This is a genomic window from Aestuariibacter sp. A3R04, assembly GCF_018860805.1.
In the GTDB taxonomy this organism is placed as follows: Bacteria; Pseudomonadota; Gammaproteobacteria; order Enterobacterales; family Alteromonadaceae; genus Alteromonas.
Genome location: NZ_JAHKQR010000011.1, coordinates 731216 through 749271, shown reverse-complemented (window position 1 = coordinate 749271; position 18056 = coordinate 731216). Strand labels below are relative to the sequence as shown.

The window sequence follows — 18056 nt, the reverse complement described above, 5'->3', positions numbered from 1 at the left end:
AGTAAAGGTATTATTGTATGAAAATTGTATCGTTTAATATCAACGGCATCAGAGCTCGCCTGCATCAACTCGCTGCACTAGTGGAAAAGCACCAACCCGATGTCATTGGATTACAGGAAATCAAAGTGCACAATGAACAGTTCCCCCTCGAAGCAGTCAAAGAGCTGGGCTATCACGTTTTCTATCACGGTCAAAAAAGTCACTATGGTGTAGCCATGCTTACCAAACAGGCGCCCGTTGATGTACAACTGGGTTTCCCCACCGACGATGAAGATGCACAACGACGTATGATTATGGTCACCCTTGCCGACAAACAGGGTAAGCCTGTACGTATTCTCAACGGCTATTTTCCTCAGGGAGAAAACGAAAAGCACGAAACGAAGTATCCTGCAAAACGTAAGTTCTATGCGGATCTAATGGGTTATTTGGCTGAACACCACACTCCAGATGATAATGTGGTGATCATGGGGGATCTCAATATTTCTCCGCAAGACAAAGACATCGGCATTGGAGAAGATAATAAAAAACGCTGGCTTAGAACCGGTAAATGTTCATTCCTGCCTGAAGAAAGAGAATGGATTACAACACTTTACAACTGGGGACTTACCGATAGTTTTAGGGCACAAAACCCTGATACAGATGATAAATTTAGCTGGTTCGATTATCGCTCTAAAGGGTTCAATGATAACCGTGGTCTGCGCATTGATCACATCCTTGCCACTGAAAGCGTTCACAGTAAGCTTGTTGAGACTGGCATAGATTATGAACTTCGCGGTATCGAAAAACCGTCAGATCACGCCCCGATTTGGGCCACATACGATATTTAAACAGGGGCGACTGTGACCACTATCCAAACATGCTGCGTATTCGCTTATGCCATTGTGTTGCTTCGGATTGTTAAATCGTTGTCTTGGTCAGCGCTGCTCAGCGACAAGGCACGGCAGCACGTTATTTTTGGTTTCACAGCCATTGTTTTCTTTCTGTGGATATTTCGAGCGGGTATTTACACTGGCCTCAGTGTCCATTTTCTATGGCTTTCAGCACTGGTTTTGACACTGGGATTTCGCTGGGCCTGCATGGCCGGAAGCGTTGCGCTGCTTGGTACCACATTAGCCGGAGCTGATAGCTGGGAAATGATGGGTGTAAACGGATTAGTGGGTGTGCTTATGCCTATATCAGTCACTTATTTGATATTTATAACTGCATTCCATCGCATTTCCCGAAACGTCTTTGTGTATATTTTTGTGTGTGCTTTTTTACCAGGCGCCCTGGTTATTGCATTGAAGATGAGCCTTCTTGCAACGGTTTATTGGACCGAAGGTATTTACGACTGGGCAACTGTGCGCGATAACTATCTTATCCTCATACCACTTTTGCTCTTCCCTGAAGGTTTGCTTAACGGAATGACGATGACGCTACTGGTGGTGTACAAACCCCAATGGGTATTCACTTTCCACGACAAGTTTTACATCTCAGGAAAGTAGAACTTGTCTGGGCAGTCTCAGTTAAGGCACCCACTGAGAGTGCCCCTCGAGCCACTTTCCCTATTCAGGCTTTTTATCAAACAACACGTCCATTACACTGGCTAGTTCTGTTTTGCCTTCGCGAATTTCTTCTTCGCTCAAACCCGCAATCTCGTGGGGGAATACCAGCCATTCATCACTCTGATTAACGAAATAGTCTGGCTTTATGTCAGTCTTATTATTCTGCGGTTTATACCAGGGACACGCAATGCGAATATCTTTAGGCATATTCAGGCGCATAAGCTTTTTCACTTGCTTTATTAACGCGTCCACGCTGCGGCCCGAGTCAAATACATCATCCACGATCAATAGCTTATCTTCGGCATTGGCATTTTCTACCAAATAGTGCAAACCGTGAACACGTATTTCTTTCGACTGTTTATTAATGCCATAGTACGAAGAAGTTCTCACCGCAATGTGATCGGTCGAGGTGTTTTTAAATTCAAAAAATTCCTGCACCGCGATACCTATAGGTGCACCACCGCGCCATATACCAATGATAAAATCAGGTCTAAAACCGTCTTCATAAACCATGGCAGCCAATCTGAATGCATCTTCAAGTAAAGATTGAGAGGTAATAAAGTTTTTATTCATATCGTCTTTCCGGCCGCCCGTTTTAAAGGCGCGAGTATAGAGAAATTTACCCATTATTGCACGCTTATTTAACCAATTGGTCAGGCTCTGTTTACATATTGCCATGCCTGTCAGGTTTGTTTTTTCGTGCTAATCGTTTTGCAGCGCAGAGGCTGGTTGTACTTTCATTGCGCGGTAAGCGGGATATATACTCGCCACCAGACACAGCGCCAGCGAGAACAGCGTAACGGTCACCACTTGGTGCCAACGAAGATCAATAGGGATACCATGGCCGTCAGCGGACAACGCGAGATTGATGTGCACAAGATCCAGAACGTTATTGAGTTGCAGCGTCACACCCACCCCTAACACTAGCCCCACAAGGGCGCCTTTCACACCGTTGAAAATACCATTTAACACAAAGACCAGCATCACGTAACCCGGCGCCATACCCTGGGTTTGCAATATTGCAATATCCCCTTGTTTTTCCGTAACCACCATAACAAGGGCCGAAACGATGTTAAACGCTGCCACTGCAATCACCAGCAACAGCATCATGAACATCATGTTTTTTTCCATCTTAACTGCATCGAACAAAGGCCCTTGGCGTTCGCGCCAGTTGTCACTGGCAACGCCTGCACGGTCAAGTTGTAACACCACCTCCTGATAGTTGAACGCGTCTTCAAGGAATAGGCGGGTATCAGACGGTGAATCCGATGCCAGTCGCATCAGCCGCTTTAAATCGTCTAAGGCCATGAAAATGACCTTGTCGTCCATTTGCGATCCCACGGAATAAACCCCGGAAACAGTGACTAAACGCTGGCTGGGAATACGCCCCAGGGGTGTATATATACTGGCTCCCGCCACCATAAGCCGCAATCTGTCACCAACCCGGATATCCAGTTGTACTGCCAGCGCACGGCCAATGACGACATTAAAACTACCAGGAGTTAAAGTGCCTAAACTGCCGGTAACCATATTATCAGCAACAATACTGTTTTCCATGGACGTCGGTACGATACCCTGGATACGCATACCTCGTAACCCAGTTTGGGCCTGTATTACCCCTTCTGTTTCAGCATAAGCCATTTTTCCGTAAACCCCAGGAAATTGGGTTTCATCAATCTCGTGGGGCTCAGCGTGAGCCACAATTTGCGGTACAATACCTAAAATTCTCTTTTTTAACTGTCCTTCAAAGCCGTTCATAACAGACAAAACGATAATCAGTGACATCAATCCGAGCGCAATACCCGCCACCGAAAAAAGGTTGATAAAAGAGACGAAACTATTTTGTTTGTCTGCCGTGGCGTAACGAAGCGCTAAAAAAGCAGAGACGGGTTGAAACATGAAGACTCACAAACAGTATTAAGGGCGAAAAGAACGGCTAAAATAAAATGCGATTTAAGGTAAACCTGTGATTGAGGTTTGCCGCAATAGTAAAGTCGTTATACTACGTGTAAGCTAAGTGACGTACAAGATTGATGTAGCAGGTAATTTATGGACAAGCTAACTCTGGCAGATAAACAGGCACAATTCGACGAATTTTTCATGATTGGCCATGATATTCCTGTGAATGTAAATCTCGTTGGCCAGGACGCTCACGTTCCACCACCTAAGGAACTAGAAAGCGTCATGCCTTATGCGTTTCGCATAGCCGGTGAAATGGCTGCCATCGAAGCCCAGGCGCTTCGTCCATTGCGAAACCTCGGCGATCAGGCTGCCGCCCTTACAGATTACCTCAATCACCAGGCCAGAAAAATAGACCTCATGATGTCTTACATCTTGCAGCAGCAGGATGATGAGAAATACCGCTTTTCCTCTGTTAAATTTGGCGGCGGTGGTGTGGTGGTAGCAGCTGCACACCCCATTGAAATGGGCAGCATTGCAGAACTCAAATTGTTTCTCACTGAAGAAGCTGCTGCGGTGTTTTGCTTCGGTGAAGTTATTGCTTGCCAGCAGCAAGAAGATAGCTACCATATAGCCTTTATTTTTCGCAGCATTCGGGAACAGGATCAGGAATTGTTGGTTCGCGCCAGCTTACACCTGCAAACCCAACAGCTCAGACAACGTGCCCAGGAAAAGCGTTAAGTCTATACCAACCGGGATCAACCATAATCACGTCAATATACTCAGGGTGACATGACAGCAACGATTTTATCTTTACCTTTCCCAAAAGACAGGAAAGCCAATGGTGCCAATGACCACAAACAGTGGGGCCAGTTACAAGGGAGTAGTCAGGCGCTGGCGGTGAGCCAAGCTTACCGACAACACGATGGCCCTGTTGTGTTAATCACGGCTGACACGCCATCTGCAATGAAAATACAGCGAGAAATCAGCTTCTTTCTGGATAACGACGCATCAGTTGCCACCCTGTTTCCTGATTGGGAAACCCTGCCCTACGATATGTTCTCTCCCCATCAAGATATTGTTTCTCAGCGCATGGAAACCCTGTATCGGATGGCCAATGATCGCGAAGGGATTTTTATTGTTCCGGTAAATACGCTGATGCAACGTCTGGCACCGGTGGACTACCTGAACAAATATCTGCTGATGCTACACAAAGGTGAAAAACTGGATAGAGATCAGTTTCGCCGGAATCTTGAGCAAGCTGGCTATCTTCATGTCAATCAGGTAATGAGCCACAGCGAATTTTCCATCCGCGGCTCTGTTATCGATCTCTACCCCATGGGGAGTGACAAACCGTTTCGCCTTGATCTGTTTGATGACGAAATTGACTCCATACGTTACTTTGATACGGAAAGTCAACGCTCTACTGATGCGGTGGACAAAATACGTCTATTGCCTGCCCGGGAGTTTCCCACTGACAAACCAGCCATCAGTCGTTTTCGCACCCAATACCTGGAACGGTTTAATGCCACAAATGCACAGGAATCTGTGCTCAGTCAGGTATCCAAGGGGACCATGCCGGGTGGTATAGAGTACTATCTACCGCTGTTTTTTGAGCAAACTGCAACCCTTTTCGACTATCTTCACCACCATTCACTGCTGTTATTACACGGCGATATCAATGACGCCAGCGATTTCTTCTGGGCGGATGTAAGTGAAAGATACGAACAGCGCCGTTACGACACAAGTCGCCCACTACTGGCGCCGGATGACTTGTTCCTTCCTGTTAACCAATTGTTTGAACGAATAAAATGCTGGCCTCGGGTATCACTAAGCACAGAGTGCTTTGAAACAAAGGCCGGACGAACTAACTTAGCCTGTCCCGCTCTCAAAGATATCGCCTTTAATCCGCAAAAAAAACAACCGGCAGTTGCACTGCTAGAAAGAATGAAAGTGGCCCGCAATAGCGGGAGCCGGGTGCTGTTCTGTGCCGAATCTCAGGGGCGAAGGGAAAACCTGTTGGAACTACTGGCCAAGGCCGGTGTTAAACCACAGGCGGTAGCGTCCTTCAGCGAGTTCGTCAACGGCGATACGCCCGTAGCTGTTACCATTGGTCTGGTGGAAAATAGCTTCGTATGGCAACGCAAAGAAGGTGATATTTTATTTATCACAGAAACCGAACTTCTGGGTAATAAAGTTAGTCAGCGTCGCCTTCGAGACAAGCGACAGGCTACCGATGAAAGCGCCATCATTCGCAACCTGGCAGAATTGACTATAGGCCAACCGGTGGTGCACTTCGACCATGGCGTAGGACGCTATATCGGATTGCAGACTCTCGATGCCGGTGGGGTTACCACAGAATATCTTTGCATCGAATACGCCAAACAGTCTAAGCTCTATGTACCTGTTGCGTCCTTACACCTAATTTCCCGTTATACGGGTGGTGATATCGATCACGCCCCGCTGCATTCTCTGGGCTCTGACGCTTGGACAAAAGCCAAACAGAAAGCTGCCGAGAAAGTCCGTGACGTGGCCGCAGAGCTTCTTAACGTGTACGCAAAGCGGGCAGCAAAACCCGGTTATGCCTACGATATACAATGGGAAGAGTATCAAAGTTTTGCCAACAGTTTTCCCTTTGAGGAAACGCCAGACCAAGTACAGGCCATTAACGCCGTTATCCAGGATATGGGCTCACCTCAGGCTATGGATCGCTTAGTGTGTGGCGATGTTGGCTTCGGTAAGACAGAAGTGGCCATGCGCGCTGCATTTCTTGCTGCAAATCACGGCAAGCAGGTCGCCATTTTAGTGCCCACTACACTTTTGGCGCAGCAGCATTATGAGAATTTTAAAGACCGCTTTGCCAACTGGCCGTTCAACATTCAGGTAATGAGCCGTTTTGTCAGTGGAAAAGTGCAAAAGACAACAGTGGACGGCATTGCCGATGGCACAGTGGATATCGTAGTCGGTACACATAAACTTCTGAGTAACGACATTCGTTTCAAAGATTTAGGCCTTGTCATAATAGACGAAGAACACCGCTTCGGAGTGCGTCAAAAAGAGAAATTCAAATCGTTGCGCGCAGACGTGGACATCCTGACGCTCACGGCGACGCCTATTCCCAGAACGCTGAATATGGCATTGTCCGGCATGCGGGATCTTTCCATTATCGCCACGCCACCGGCCCGTCGATTATCGATAAAAACCTTTGTCCAGCAGAGAAACAAGGGGGTTATTCGCGAGGCAATAATGCGTGAAATACTCAGAGGCGGACAAGTGTATTTCCTGCACAACGAAGTCGATACCATCGAGAAAACCGCCACTGAAGTGGCTGAGATCGTTCCGGAAGCGCGTATCGCCATAGGGCACGGACAGATGCGTGAGCGGGAATTGGAAAACGTCATGAGTGATTTTTACCACCAGCGCTATAATGTCCTGGTGTGTACTACCATCATTGAAACCGGCATTGATGTGCCTACCGCCAATACCATCATTATGGACCGCGCTGACCATCTTGGTCTGGCGCAGCTACATCAGCTTCGCGGGCGAGTTGGTCGCTCACATCACCAGGCTTATGCTTATTTGCTCACACCACACCCAAAGCGCATGACCAAAGATGCCGCAAAGCGGCTGGAAGCCATATCCCAGTTGGAAGATTTAGGCGCAGGCTTCGCACTCGCGACACACGATTTAGAGATCCGCGGTGCAGGTGAACTGTTAGGCGATGATCAATCAGGCCAAATTGCCACCATAGGTTTTAGTTTATACATGGACATGCTCGACCAAGCAGTAGCCGCGTTAAAAGAAGGCAGAGAACCCAGTCTTGACGAAGCCTCAGCCAGCCATACTGACATAGAATTGCGGATCCCAGCGTTGTTGCCCGATGACTACATCGCCGACGTCAATCAACGTTTGTCGTTATACAAGCAGCTGGCCAGTTGTCAAACTAAGGAAGCCATTGATGAATTCCAGGTAGAATGTATCGACCGTTTCGGTTTGTTGCCCGTTCCGGCCAAACAACTGATCAAAGTGGCAGAGCTAAAACTCATAGCCAAAGCACTGGGTATTGTCAAAATTGATGTCACCAGTATAGGCGGTACCATCGAGTTTAAGGAAAATACCCCCGTGGATCCTGGCTTTATCATCCAATTAGTACAGACTCGTTCAGACACATTCAAATTTGAAGGCAGCCAGAAGCTCAGGCTGATAAAGAAAACAAACTCCGCAAAAGAAAGGCTGGAGATGGTAGAAACCGTGTTAAACGATTTTGCCAAGGAGATTCGATGATCATGAATAGGTGCTTTGTTATCGCCACACTGCTGGCTGTATTTTCTCCCGCTTTAGCTCAGGCCGCTGACGATTGGTGGTTCGATGTGGAAGTCATTATTTTCGACCGCGACAAGAGCATCGATGAACTTAAGGAGCAGTTTGTATCACCGTCTACCCTGAGCCCCGTGGCCGCTGATCTCAATCTCATCGACCAATACCTGCGTCCGGACATCAGCTTCCTAAAGCAAGGACTTGCAGTATGCGGTAAGCCACAAAACCCCTTGTGGATGGCCCTGCCCACGTTAGAAGAGATAACAACACAATATCAACAATGGCAGCTATTACAATCATCGTCCACGGCGGACACAGATACCCCCTATTCCGATACACCGCGAACTGTTGACCCAATGAATCTGGCTACAAACATGCAGCCTCAGGTGGAAGACCCCGAGTTGGCGCATTCATCTATTCAAGCTGTTAGCAATGACAATTCATCAGAATTGGAAACTGTAGAAACGATGCCATCTGTCTTAGCGCAAGACATTGCCTCATACTGGGTAGCCTTTTCTGGTATCGACGATATCGAACCGGTAACTGTACCTCCGTTGAAATTTTGTGAACCTGACACGCCCTGGATGCAACTAGAACCAGTTACCAGACAATGGCGAATCACAAGTCCTGATAACAGTTTGCCCGCGCCTTCGCACATACCCGAATTTCTTGATGGCAGAGATTGGCCCCGTGCGTCCCATGCGCATTTATTGCCCTACGACGCTCTTGAGCTCACCGACCTTTCCCGGCAGATCAGACAAACCCGGGGACTTAACCGGCTTCTTCACATCGCGTGGCGACAACCAGTTAAATTTGGAGAAGATAATGCGTACGCCATGCGCATTAGCGCGGGAGATAACTTTGCTGAAGCATTTGACGTAAACGGTATGCCATTAGCGACTAACGACGAACTCCCGCCCGCCATGAGGTCTGATCGCGATACGTTAGACAAGAATAATGAACCTACACAGGGCAAGGACGATTTTTTTGCCCAACTAGACGCCGCACTTGCAGACGCTGCGCCGCTGTCGTTCAGGGAAATAACGGAAAACAGCGATGATAACACTGACGGTGACACATCACTTGCACGCGTAACCGAGCAAAACAGCCTTGCCATCTGGCAATTAGACGGCTATCTGAAGGTGTATTTAAAATATATTAACCGCGTCCCTTATTTGCATATCGACAGTGAAATGCAGTATCGCAGCCCGTCTAAACAACATGAATATTCCGAAAACAGGGTAGAAACCGTACTCAAAAGCGTGCCATTCAAACAAAAAAGAAGGGTAATAAGTAAACAAATCCATTACTTTGATCACCCCTTGTTTGGGTTGGTAGTAGAAATCAGGCGACATCAGCGTCCACCCGCAAACTAGTGGCGTTACACACGGGTCACAATGACCACCCCAGCCACAACTAAACTCACCAGTATATTAAGGATGGTGCCTTCGCGCACCATGTCCTTCATTGTAATGTGGCCACTTCCATAGACGATGGTATTGGTAGGCGTCGCGACCGGCATCATAAAGGCGCAGCTGGCGCTCATGGCTGCAGGCATCATCAGTAAAATAGGATCGACCTCAAGTGCGATGGCAGCACTAGCGAGAATAGGCATAAGCAGGGTCGCTGTGGCAGTGTTCGAGGTGATCTCCGTTACAAAACTCACGGCCAGACACAAAATAAGTACGAGCAACACCAGGGGAAGTACAGACACACCGGTTAATGCTTCTCCCAGCACCACACTCAGACCGGAAGCCGTAAATGCTTTAGCCAGGCATATCCCTCCCGCGTATACGAGTAACAGACCCCATGGAATTTGTGAGGCGGTTTGCCAATCAAGTATTTGACCGGGCTTGTTTTTATTCCCATCCGGAATAATACACATCAAAACCACGCCGGCTACAGCAATAGTACTGTCGCTTACGTTTGTCATATCGAGCCAAGCCGTCCAAAAAGGACGAAATATCCACGCCAGGGCAACAATGAGAAATGCCACCAAGACACGTTTTTCCGCTGGACGCCATTGTTCCGCCACTGGCAGATGGGCCGTTGGTATCGAGCCCAAATTCCGAGTAAGCCAAAACGCCATAATGGGAATACCCAGCGCAACCACCGGGATCCCCGTTTGCATCCAGTCCAGGAAGCTCAGTTCCGTGCCCGTGGTCTGTTGATACACACTCATAAAAATAATGTTTGGCGGGGTTCCTATTGGCGTACCGATCCCGCCCACACTTGCTGCATATGCAATACCGAGCAACAACGCAGTAGCCAAGCTCGGGTTGGCAATGCTACTAATAATAGCCAGTGCAATGGGCAATAGCATAAGTGCGGTAGCAGTATTGGATATCCACATGCTTAAAATGGCAGATGTAAGCATAAATCCGAGTACCAAACGCTTGGCATTTCCCGCCCCGGTGAGTGCCAACATGTAAACGGCAAGTCGGTGGTGTACACCGGATTTTTCCAGTGATTTAGACAGCATAAAGCCGCCCATAAGCAATAAGATCACATGGTTCCCCAGTGCAGAGGATGCCTCTTGATAAGACATCACACCTGCCATGGGAAAAGCGAAAAACGGAATGAGTGAGGTAACGGGAATGGGTAGCGCCTCAGACATCCAAAGACAGGCAATAAGCACTGTTAAGCCCGCAGTAACACTCATCACCTGGCTAAATTCGTTGAACGACATCAACGCAAAAACAAGCAGGAACATTGCAACAGCAATGCCTATCGCATAGGGTTTAATTTGCATACAGACATACCCGGGTAAGTTAGCGCCAAATTTTGTGTTTTTTTGAGATCTTATGACAGCCGGTGTGACACTAAGGCAAGACTGTATTATTGTAACTCTTTGACATTGATATCATAACTTGCAATAGACCTGCAAAAAAAGTTGCATCCTATCGATAAAACCGAGGAACACTATGATGCTAAAAGTGCTGAAAATTTCGCTTACCGCTCTGCTTGCCATTAGTGTTCTTTTAGGGCTGACTGGCTGGGTTGCTCTAAATGCCAGTTTACCTACCCTTGATGCAACCATTCTGACGTCATCTGTGAAACAGCCTGCAACCTTATCCAGAGACCACCAGGGTTACAGTGTTATCCACAGTGCAACACTTGAAGATGCCATTTTTGCGCTAGGGCTCGCTCATGGGCAAGATCGTTTTTTCCAAATGGATCTGCTCCGCAGGTCTTCAGCCGGCGAACTAGCAGCCTGGTTTGGCACTGGAGCCTTGCCGTTAGACAAACAGGCTCGTTTTCATCAGTTTCGCAAGCGAGCAGGAAAAATATATGCAGCTATGTCCGCAAATGATAAACAGCTACTTCGTCTATATGCAGATGGCGTCAACCGCGCCATAGGTGACAACTGGGCGCCTCCCCCCGAATATTTGGTCACCCGGTTTAGGCCAGTGCCCTGGAAACCTGAAGACAGCATACTTGTCGCATTTGCCATGTACGTCGATTTGCAACAAGGACAAATTGCGTTAGATTTGGCCAGAACCGGAGTAAAAGAATATTACGGTCAGCAGATGCTAGATTTTCTGACAGCACCGAGTCCGTATCAGGCCGCCCTCGACGGTTCAACCTTTCCCGTTGGCGATGTGACCATCCCTCCCCGCCCTTCTCTCACGGTAACCTCCAGTCAGCCAACCGCGTCAAATCCACCGCTAGTGCCATCGGCAGATATCGGCAGTAACAACTGGGCAGTGTCAGGCAGCAAAACAAAAACTGGTGCCGCTATGTTAGCTAATGATATGCACCTGGGACTCAACGTGCCTACGATCTGGTATCGGGCGCAACTTAACTACGTTAAGAACAACCAGGACGTGATGGTGACGGGCGTTTCTTTGCCAGGTTTACCCGGCATCGTAGTAGGCACCAATAATCATGTCGCGTGGGGGTTTACCAACGCAAATCTCGATAATGTAGACTGGATAGAGCTTAGCGACGACGACGCCACCTGGCAGGAATCTTCCTCCATCGATATCGCCAACGCTGGCACGTCGGCATACGAGATCACAATGTCAAAATACGGTCCGGTACGATCTCTTGATGGAAAACGCTTTGCCCTTCACTGGGTAGCATACGAGCCCTACGCATTCAATCTTGCCATTACTACACTTGATGATGCAAAGACTGTAGATGAGGCCATCAATGTGATTAAAAAAATGCGCTTGCCAGTGCAAAATGTCGTGATTGCTGATAAGAAAGGTAGTATTGCATGGACGCCGGGGGGGGCAGTATTCGACCGTGTAACGCCTAGTTTTACAGCCAGAAAATCAATATTGGTGCCGCATAACGTCTACCGCGCAGATAATGCGTTACCGGTAATAAAAAACCCGACAAACGGCCGGTTGTGGACGGCTAACGCCAGGGTAATGAGCACGCAAGCGTATAAAAAATACGGCGACGGCGGGTATTCGTTAGGGGCCCGTGGCTACCAGATAAAAACACGCTTATTGGAAAAAGACACGTTTAGTGAACAGGATTTTTACCACATTCAGTTAGACAACGAAGCACGTTTTATGACGCCATGGCATACTTTGTTGGTCAACACCCTGAAGCAACGGCCAGATCGTTTCAAAGCGCAAATTGAAGCGCTGGAAAACTGGCAGCAATGTGCCTGTGCCGATTCTGTGGGCTATACCTTAGTGGCCTATTTTCGGGATAAGGTCATCTCAGATCTTCTCTCCCCGGTACTTACCCCCCTGAAAGCAAAACACTACCAGGTAAATACGTTACTTCGCAAAGCTGAAACCGCCGTTTGGGCACTGTTGGATAAACGCCCCGCCGACTGGCTACCACGCCAGTTCAACAGCTGGGATAACTTTCTCATTTTTGCATATGAACAAACAGAACAGCGCTTGTTCACCCTACAGAAAACCCGGGATTTATCAGCCCTTCGCTGGGGGACCGTTAATGCGTTGACCGTACAGCACCCCCTCGCAAACCAAGTTCCGGCACTGGCCAACTTGCTCAATATGCCAAAAACCGATGGCTTCGGCGATTCTTTTATGCCCGCGGTACAAGGTCAGGAGTTTGGAGCCTCCCAGCGCCTGTTTGTTCAACCTGGCCACCTGGATAGCGCTATTTTGACCTTACCTGGTGGACAATCCGGTCATTTCTTGTCACCGTACTATCGCCAGGGCTTTGATGGGTATGTATCTGGAAAACCAGTACCATTACTGCCCGGCGACATCAAACACACACTTACATTGCTGCCACAAACTAATGAATAAATACCATGACTCCCGCCATTAATTTACTGAAGAAAAAGAAAATCTCCCATGAGATATTACAATATACCCATTCACCGGATGCCCCCTCATATGGTTTGGAAGCCTGTGAAAAACTAGGCTTAGCCACTACAGAGGTGTTTAAAACACTGGTCGCCGAAACCGATAACCACAATTTGATGGTTGCCTTGGTGCCTGTGACATCCACCCTGAATTTGAAAGCATTGGCGAAAGCTGCGGGATGCAAGAAAGCCGCCATGGCAAAAGCAGAAGACGTACAGCGCAGTACGGGTTATATTCTAGGTGGCGTTAGCCCCTTGGGACAGAAAAAAAACTTACCTACATTTATCGATAGCAGTGCATCTGCATTAAATGTAATGTTCGTGAGCGCCGGCCGGCGCGGGCTAGAACTTAAGTTATCCCCCTCCGACCTAGCCTCGCTCAGTCGCGCTGTATTCGCCGATATTGCCTGCGAATAGTCAAGAGCCTTAGTTTTTATTTTCCACCTGATAACGCTGCTGCCATAGTAATTTAGCAGCTGCAATATCGCTTGATCCCGGCGTCTGACCATTAGACAGTGTGAGCGCTATCTGGGAAATAATCGTGTCGCGTTTGGCCAGTAAGGCTTCTGCCTTGGGAAATAGATCCACCGCTTCAGGATAAGTTTCTTTCAAGTCACCTATACCTTCGAGGGCTAGATAACGCGTCTCAAAGGCTTCATTAAACAGCCGTCGCTTGGCATTGAAAATAACATAGTCCCGGGCTTTCTGTGAAGCAAGATACGCCATGTCATTCTCCGAAAGTCCCGCGACTTCGGCAACCTCTCTGGCTTTCATCAGCCAACCTGACACGGCATCACTGTCACCTTGTTTCACTGCAACCTTCACGCCTTCGGCGAGATCACTAGCGTGCAAAATATCCATCACCGTAATAACCGGAACACTTTCATGACTGGCTGACTCATCAGATAAATAAATAAAGTAACCACCGACAACAAATAAAACGGGAACAATGATAAGACCGATTTTTTTCATGATAACTCCACAGGGATCATATCGCGGTAACGAATAACATATACAAACACATTAGAGAAAGCAGGTGCAATACTGCAAGAGAAGACTTTCACCTAACACAGAAAGTGATGGCGACAGGAAAAACAACGCAGACAGCGCAGGACACTACGCTATCTGCATTTATACGGTGTAGGTAGACCGTAAACCGACAACTTAAGACTCAAACCGCCCGCTTATTCAGTGGGTGGCTTCGAGTTTTCAACACGGCTTTTCAATTTCTGACCGGGCCTGAATGTTACCACCCGCCGAGCCTTAATAGGAATGTCTTCACCGGTTTTCGGATTTCGTCCCGGTCGTTCATTCTTATCACGCAGGTCAAAATTACCAAAACCTGACAGTTTCACTTGTTCGCCGGATTCCAATGCTTCCTTGATTTCCTCAAAGAAACTCTCTACTAAATCCTTAGCATCTTTTTTATTTATACCGAGTTTTTCGAATAAGTGTTCAGCCATTTCGGCTTTGGTCAATGCCATAATCTACTCTCTTAACGCCGCCCCAAATTCATTCTCAAGCCCTTTAACAACGGAATCAACTGCTTGTTGAATGTCAGCTTCTTCCAATGTTTTTGCGGGATCCTGTAGTACAAGAGACAGTGCCAGGCTCTTGAAGCCAGGTTCTACACCTTTCCCTTTATACACGTCGAATAAGTTTAGGGCAACTAGTTGATTTACGCCAATTTTTTCTATGTAAGAAATAACTGACCCAACGGTAATGTCATCTTTCACTGTAATGGCGATATCTCTGCGGTTCGCAGGGTAGCGGGATACCGCTGTTGCCTCTGGCAATTTACGCACAGAAATTGCTTTAAGATCAAGCTCAAACACAAAAACTCGACCATTTACACCTAATAACTTGTCAAATTGCGGGTGAATAGCCCCCACCACGCCGATAGTCTCGCCATCAAGTAAGACACTGGCGGTCATACCGGGGTGCAGCGATTCATGTTTACTAGCCACAAACGAAACCCTGGAACGGTCTGCCGTAAGTGCCAATAAAGCCTCAACATCACCCTTAACATCAAAGAAATCAACGCCATTGTCGCCTGATAACCAAGACTCTTCGTCTCTGCGACCCGCGATGACACCGGCGATCACCGGCTCTTGCTCAACGCCATTGGGTGCATCTTGTTTAGGTAAAAAGCGCAGGCCCGTTTCAAAAAGCCGAACGCGGGACTGTTGCCGCTTTTGATTGTACGCCGTCGCACCTAACAAACCTGGCCACAAACTCACGCGCATAGCCGACATATCAGCCGAAATTGGGTGCGGAAGCACCATACTGGCTTGCGATGGGAACAACGCGGTTTGAACTTTAGGATCAACAAACGAATAGGTAATGGCTTCGACATACCCCCTGGCTGTTAATTCAGACTTGAAACGGCTAACTGCGATTTCTGCCTCGTTAGCGGGTAGCATATTGAGACTACCCTGAGGAGCAGTATCAGGAATACTGTTGTACCCGTATACTCGCGCCACCTCTTCGATGAGATCCTCTTCGATCGCGATATCAAAGCGATAACTCGGCGATACGGCTTGCCAGCCATCGTCAGTCACGGTAACGTCCATACCCAACCTAGTGAGAACATCTAAAACCTTGTCACCATCGATATCAATTCCGAGTACGCGATTCAAGCGGCTACGACGCAAGGTAACCGCCCGTGATTGAGGCAGGTGCGCGCCGTCAACAGCTTCTACTACAGGACCAGGTTGACCACCGCAAATCTCAATAATCAACGCTGTAGCACGGGCCATGGCCTGGTGTTGCAATTGAGGATCTACGCCTCGTTCATAACGGTGTGAAGCGTCTGTGTGCAGACCGTATTGTCGGGCTCTACCTTGTATGGCATCGCGACTAAAAAACGCACTTTCCAACAAAATATGCTTAGTGTCCGTTGTCACACCTGAATGCAGACCGCCAAAAATACCTGCCATGGCGAGCGGTTTGCTGTCATCGGCAATAACCAGAGTGTTGTCTTTTAACTCAACAGTATTTTCGTCAAGCAGCGTTAATGATTCTCCCTGCTTCGCCAGTCGCACCTGAATATTGCCATCAATACTGTCTAAATTGAATGCGTGGAGAGGCTGACCCAATTCCAATAACACAAAGTTAGTTATATCAACCACGGGGTCGATAGATCGTACACCGCAGCGACGCAGTTTTTCCTTTAACCACAAAGGCGAAGAGACACTGACATCCACGTTGCAAATAACACGACCAAGGTAACGAGGACAAGCTTCAGGCGCATTCAACGTAATAGTTAGCTTGTCATCGATAGTGGCGGGCACGACGTCAATAACAGGTTCGGTCACATCAATGCTGTTGAGTACCCCGACTTCCCTAGCGATACCTCTGATACCAAGGCAATCAGCTCGGTTAGGTGTAAGATCAACCTCAATAATGTTATCGTCTAGATTTAGATACTCGCGAATATCACTGCCAACGGGGGCGTCAGCGGGGAGTTCAATGATACCGCTGTGATCTTCACCCATGCCCAGTTCGGAAAAACTACACAACATCCCAAAAGACGGTTCACCCCGCAATTTGGCTTTTTTAATTTTGAAGTCGCCGGGCAGAATTGCGCCGACCTTCGCTACGGCCACTTTCAGGCCCTGACGACAATTTGGGGCACCACAGACAATGTCCAATAACTCGTCTTCGCCAACGTCTATTTTAGTCACTCGCAGCTTATCGGCATTAGGATGCTGGCCGCATTCAACTACTTCACCGATGACCACGCCAGAAAATGTTGCGGCGACGGGCTCTACGCCATCAACCTCAAGACCCGCCATACTCAGTTGTTCGGACAAGGCTTCGGTTGAAATTTGAGGGTTTACCCATTCTCTTAACCACTTTTCACTGAATTTCATTTTTTCTTTGCCTTAACTGAACTGCTTGAGGAAACGAAGATCATTCTCAAAGAACGCACGTAAATCTGTTACGCTATACCGCAACATAGTTAAACGCTCTACACCCATGCCGAAGGCAAAACCAGTAAACTCTTCAGGATCGATATTCACCGCCCGAAGCACATTAGGGTGCACCATTCCGCAACCCAGCACTTCCAACCATTTGCCGTCTTTGCGCTTCACGTCAACTTCTGCTGACGGTTCAGTGAACGGGAAGTAGGACGGGCGAAAGCGCACTTCCAGAGACTCTTCAAAAAAGTGTTCTAGAAAATCGTGCAAAATACCCTTTAATTCAGCAAAGCTTACGTTGCGATCAACCATTAACCCCTCCACTTGGTGGAACATTGGGGTGTGGGTCTGATCGTAGTCATTGCGGTAAACTCTCCCAGGGGAAATGATTCTAAGAGGTGGCTTTTCCGCTTCCATGGTACGAATTTGTACGCCAGAGGTCTGTGTGCGAAGCATCACATCCGGATTAAAATAAAATGTGTCATGATCCGCTCGGGCCGGATGATTGGCTGGAATATTTAGCGCGTCAAAATTGTGAAAACCGTCTTCCACTTCAGGACCGGTTTTGGTTGCGAATCCAAGTTGCCCAAAGAATTGTTCAATGCGATTGATAGTCCTGGTAACCGGATGCAAATTTCCGGGCAACTCCACTCTGCCAGGTAGAGTAACGTCGACCGCTTCTTCAGCAAGTTTGGCGTTGAGTTCAGCGGTTTTCAGTGCATCGCCCTTTGCACTAATCAACTGTTGGATTAGCTGTTTTGCCTGATTAATACGCTGTCCGGCAGCCGGACGCTCCTCAGCAGAGAGTTTTCCCAACCCTTTTAATAAATCAGTAAGCTTTCCCTTCTTACCCATAAATTCAACCCGGACCTGGTCCAGGGTAGCTACATCTTCTGCAGCGTCAATCTGACCTTTTGCCTGATTGATAATAGCGTCAAGCTCCATGTTTTCCTCAATTTACATGATGACTGCATGGCCGTGGTGCAAACAACCCCGCTACCAAGGCTAGCCTGAAATAAAGCCGATAGTTTACACGACTGTAGCTTGCTACCGCTACCTTATATCTCTGATATT

Annotated in this window: 14 protein-coding genes; 7 read left to right on the top strand and 7 right to left on the bottom strand. The window is 47.9% G+C overall.

Annotated features, from left to right (window positions below; all coding sequences use genetic code 11):
* Positions 1–17: 17 nt before the first annotated feature.
* Entirely contained in the window at positions 18–827 is an 810-nt protein-coding gene (gene xthA / locus KO518_RS12730; RefSeq protein ID WP_216026189.1) for an exodeoxyribonuclease III, read from the top strand.
* 12 nt (positions 828–839) lie between these two features.
* Positions 840–1484 (top strand): energy-coupling factor ABC transporter permease, encoded by a 645-nt coding sequence (locus KO518_RS12725; protein WP_216026188.1) that lies wholly within the window; start codon positions 840–842, stop codon positions 1482–1484.
* A 60-nt stretch (positions 1485–1544) separates the two neighbouring features.
* On the opposite strand, the gene KO518_RS12720 is transcribed toward KO518_RS12725, so the two are convergent.
* Both KO518_RS12720 and KO518_RS12715 read right to left on the bottom strand, forming a co-directional pair.
* Entirely contained in the window at positions 1545–2117 is a 573-nt protein-coding gene (locus tag KO518_RS12720; RefSeq protein WP_216026187.1) for a phosphoribosyltransferase, read from the bottom strand.
* A 129-nt stretch (positions 2118–2246) separates the two neighbouring features.
* Entirely contained in the window at positions 2247–3443 is a 1197-nt protein-coding gene (locus KO518_RS12715) for a lipoprotein-releasing ABC transporter permease subunit (RefSeq protein ID WP_216026186.1), read from the bottom strand.
* Positions 3444–3593: 150 nt separating this feature from the next.
* On the opposite strand from KO518_RS12715, the gene KO518_RS12710 reads away from it, so the two are divergent.
* From KO518_RS12710 to KO518_RS12700, 3 genes are read left to right on the top strand one after another with little or no spacing between them, the layout of a single operon-like run.
* Positions 3594–4184 carry a PilZ domain-containing protein gene (locus KO518_RS12710; protein WP_216026185.1) on the top strand — a complete coding sequence of 197 codons (591 nt, stop codon included), beginning with the start codon at positions 3594–3596 and terminating at the stop codon, positions 4182–4184.
* 51 nt (positions 4185–4235) lie between these two features.
* Entirely contained in the window at positions 4236–7727 is a 3492-nt protein-coding gene (gene mfd / locus KO518_RS12705) for a transcription-repair coupling factor (RefSeq protein ID WP_216026184.1), read from the top strand.
* A gap of 2 nt (positions 7728–7729) precedes the next feature.
* Positions 7730–9136, top strand: a complete 1407-nt coding sequence (locus KO518_RS12700; protein ID WP_216026183.1) for a CsiV family protein — start codon at positions 7730–7732, stop codon at positions 9134–9136.
* 5 nt (positions 9137–9141) lie between these two features.
* On the opposite strand, the gene KO518_RS12695 is transcribed toward KO518_RS12700, so the two are convergent.
* The gene (locus KO518_RS12695) at positions 9142–10512 is read right to left on the bottom strand and encodes a DASS family sodium-coupled anion symporter (RefSeq protein WP_216026182.1); all 1371 of its coding nucleotides are present in this window, start codon (positions 10510–10512) and stop codon (positions 9142–9144) included.
* 172 nt (positions 10513–10684) lie between these two features.
* On the opposite strand from KO518_RS12695, the gene KO518_RS12690 reads away from it, so the two are divergent.
* Together KO518_RS12690 and ybaK are read left to right on the top strand one after the other, a co-directional pair.
* The gene (locus tag KO518_RS12690) at positions 10685–13000 is read left to right on the top strand and encodes a penicillin acylase family protein (RefSeq protein ID WP_252736112.1); all 2316 of its coding nucleotides are present in this window, start codon (positions 10685–10687) and stop codon (positions 12998–13000) included.
* A 5-nt stretch (positions 13001–13005) separates the two neighbouring features.
* Positions 13006–13476: a Cys-tRNA(Pro) deacylase gene (ybaK, locus tag KO518_RS12685; RefSeq protein ID WP_216026181.1), complete on the top strand. Its 471-nt coding sequence runs from the start codon at positions 13006–13008 to the stop codon at positions 13474–13476.
* Positions 13477–13485: 9 nt separating this feature from the next.
* On the opposite strand, the gene KO518_RS12680 is transcribed toward ybaK, so the two are convergent.
* The 4 genes from KO518_RS12680 to pheS all read right to left on the bottom strand — a co-directional run bounded on the left by KO518_RS12680 (position 13486) and on the right by pheS (position 17927).
* Positions 13486–14031, bottom strand: a complete 546-nt coding sequence (locus KO518_RS12680) for a hypothetical protein (RefSeq protein ID WP_216026180.1) — start codon at positions 14029–14031, stop codon at positions 13486–13488.
* Positions 14032–14243: 212 nt separating this feature from the next.
* Positions 14244–14543 carry an integration host factor subunit alpha gene (gene ihfA, locus KO518_RS12675; protein ID WP_216026179.1) on the bottom strand — a complete coding sequence of 100 codons (300 nt, stop codon included), beginning with the start codon at positions 14541–14543 and terminating at the stop codon, positions 14244–14246.
* A 3-nt stretch (positions 14544–14546) separates the two neighbouring features.
* Positions 14547–16934, bottom strand: a complete 2388-nt coding sequence (gene pheT, locus KO518_RS12670; protein WP_216026178.1) for a phenylalanine--tRNA ligase subunit beta — start codon at positions 16932–16934, stop codon at positions 14547–14549.
* 12 nt (positions 16935–16946) lie between these two features.
* Positions 16947–17927, bottom strand: a complete 981-nt coding sequence (gene pheS / locus KO518_RS12665) for a phenylalanine--tRNA ligase subunit alpha (protein WP_216026177.1) — start codon at positions 17925–17927, stop codon at positions 16947–16949.
* Positions 17928–18056 lie beyond the last annotated feature (129 nt).

What these genes read in the sequence shown, in the direction of transcription:
- xthA (WP_216026189.1), top strand. Translation starts at nt 18, where the DNA reads ATGAAAATTGTATCGTTTAATATCAACGGCATCAGAGCTCGCCTGCAT.
- KO518_RS12720 (WP_216026187.1), bottom strand. Translation starts at nt 2,117, where the DNA reads ATGAATAAAAACTTTATTACCTCTCAATCTTTACTTGAAGATGCATTC.
- KO518_RS12715 (WP_216026186.1), bottom strand. Translation starts at nt 3,443, where the DNA reads ATGTTTCAACCCGTCTCTGCTTTTTTAGCGCTTCGTTACGCCACGGCA.
- KO518_RS12710 (WP_216026185.1), top strand. Translation starts at nt 3,594, where the DNA reads ATGGACAAGCTAACTCTGGCAGATAAACAGGCACAATTCGACGAATTT.
- mfd (WP_216026184.1), top strand. Translation starts at nt 4,236, where the DNA reads ATGACAGCAACGATTTTATCTTTACCTTTCCCAAAAGACAGGAAAGCC.
- KO518_RS12700 (WP_216026183.1), top strand. Translation starts at nt 7,730, where the DNA reads ATGAATAGGTGCTTTGTTATCGCCACACTGCTGGCTGTATTTTCTCCC.
- KO518_RS12695 (WP_216026182.1), bottom strand. Translation starts at nt 10,512, where the DNA reads ATGCAAATTAAACCCTATGCGATAGGCATTGCTGTTGCAATGTTCCTG.
- KO518_RS12690 (WP_252736112.1), top strand. Translation starts at nt 10,685, where the DNA reads ATGATGCTAAAAGTGCTGAAAATTTCGCTTACCGCTCTGCTTGCCATT.
- ybaK (WP_216026181.1), top strand. Translation starts at nt 13,006, where the DNA reads ATGACTCCCGCCATTAATTTACTGAAGAAAAAGAAAATCTCCCATGAG.
- KO518_RS12680 (WP_216026180.1), bottom strand. Translation starts at nt 14,031, where the DNA reads ATGAAAAAAATCGGTCTTATCATTGTTCCCGTTTTATTTGTTGTCGGT.
- ihfA (WP_216026179.1), bottom strand. Translation starts at nt 14,543, where the DNA reads ATGGCATTGACCAAAGCCGAAATGGCTGAACACTTATTCGAAAAACTC.
- pheT (WP_216026178.1), bottom strand. Translation starts at nt 16,934, where the DNA reads ATGAAATTCAGTGAAAAGTGGTTAAGAGAATGGGTAAACCCTCAAATT.
- pheS (WP_216026177.1), bottom strand. Translation starts at nt 17,927, where the DNA reads ATGGAGCTTGACGCTATTATCAATCAGGCAAAAGGTCAGATTGACGCT.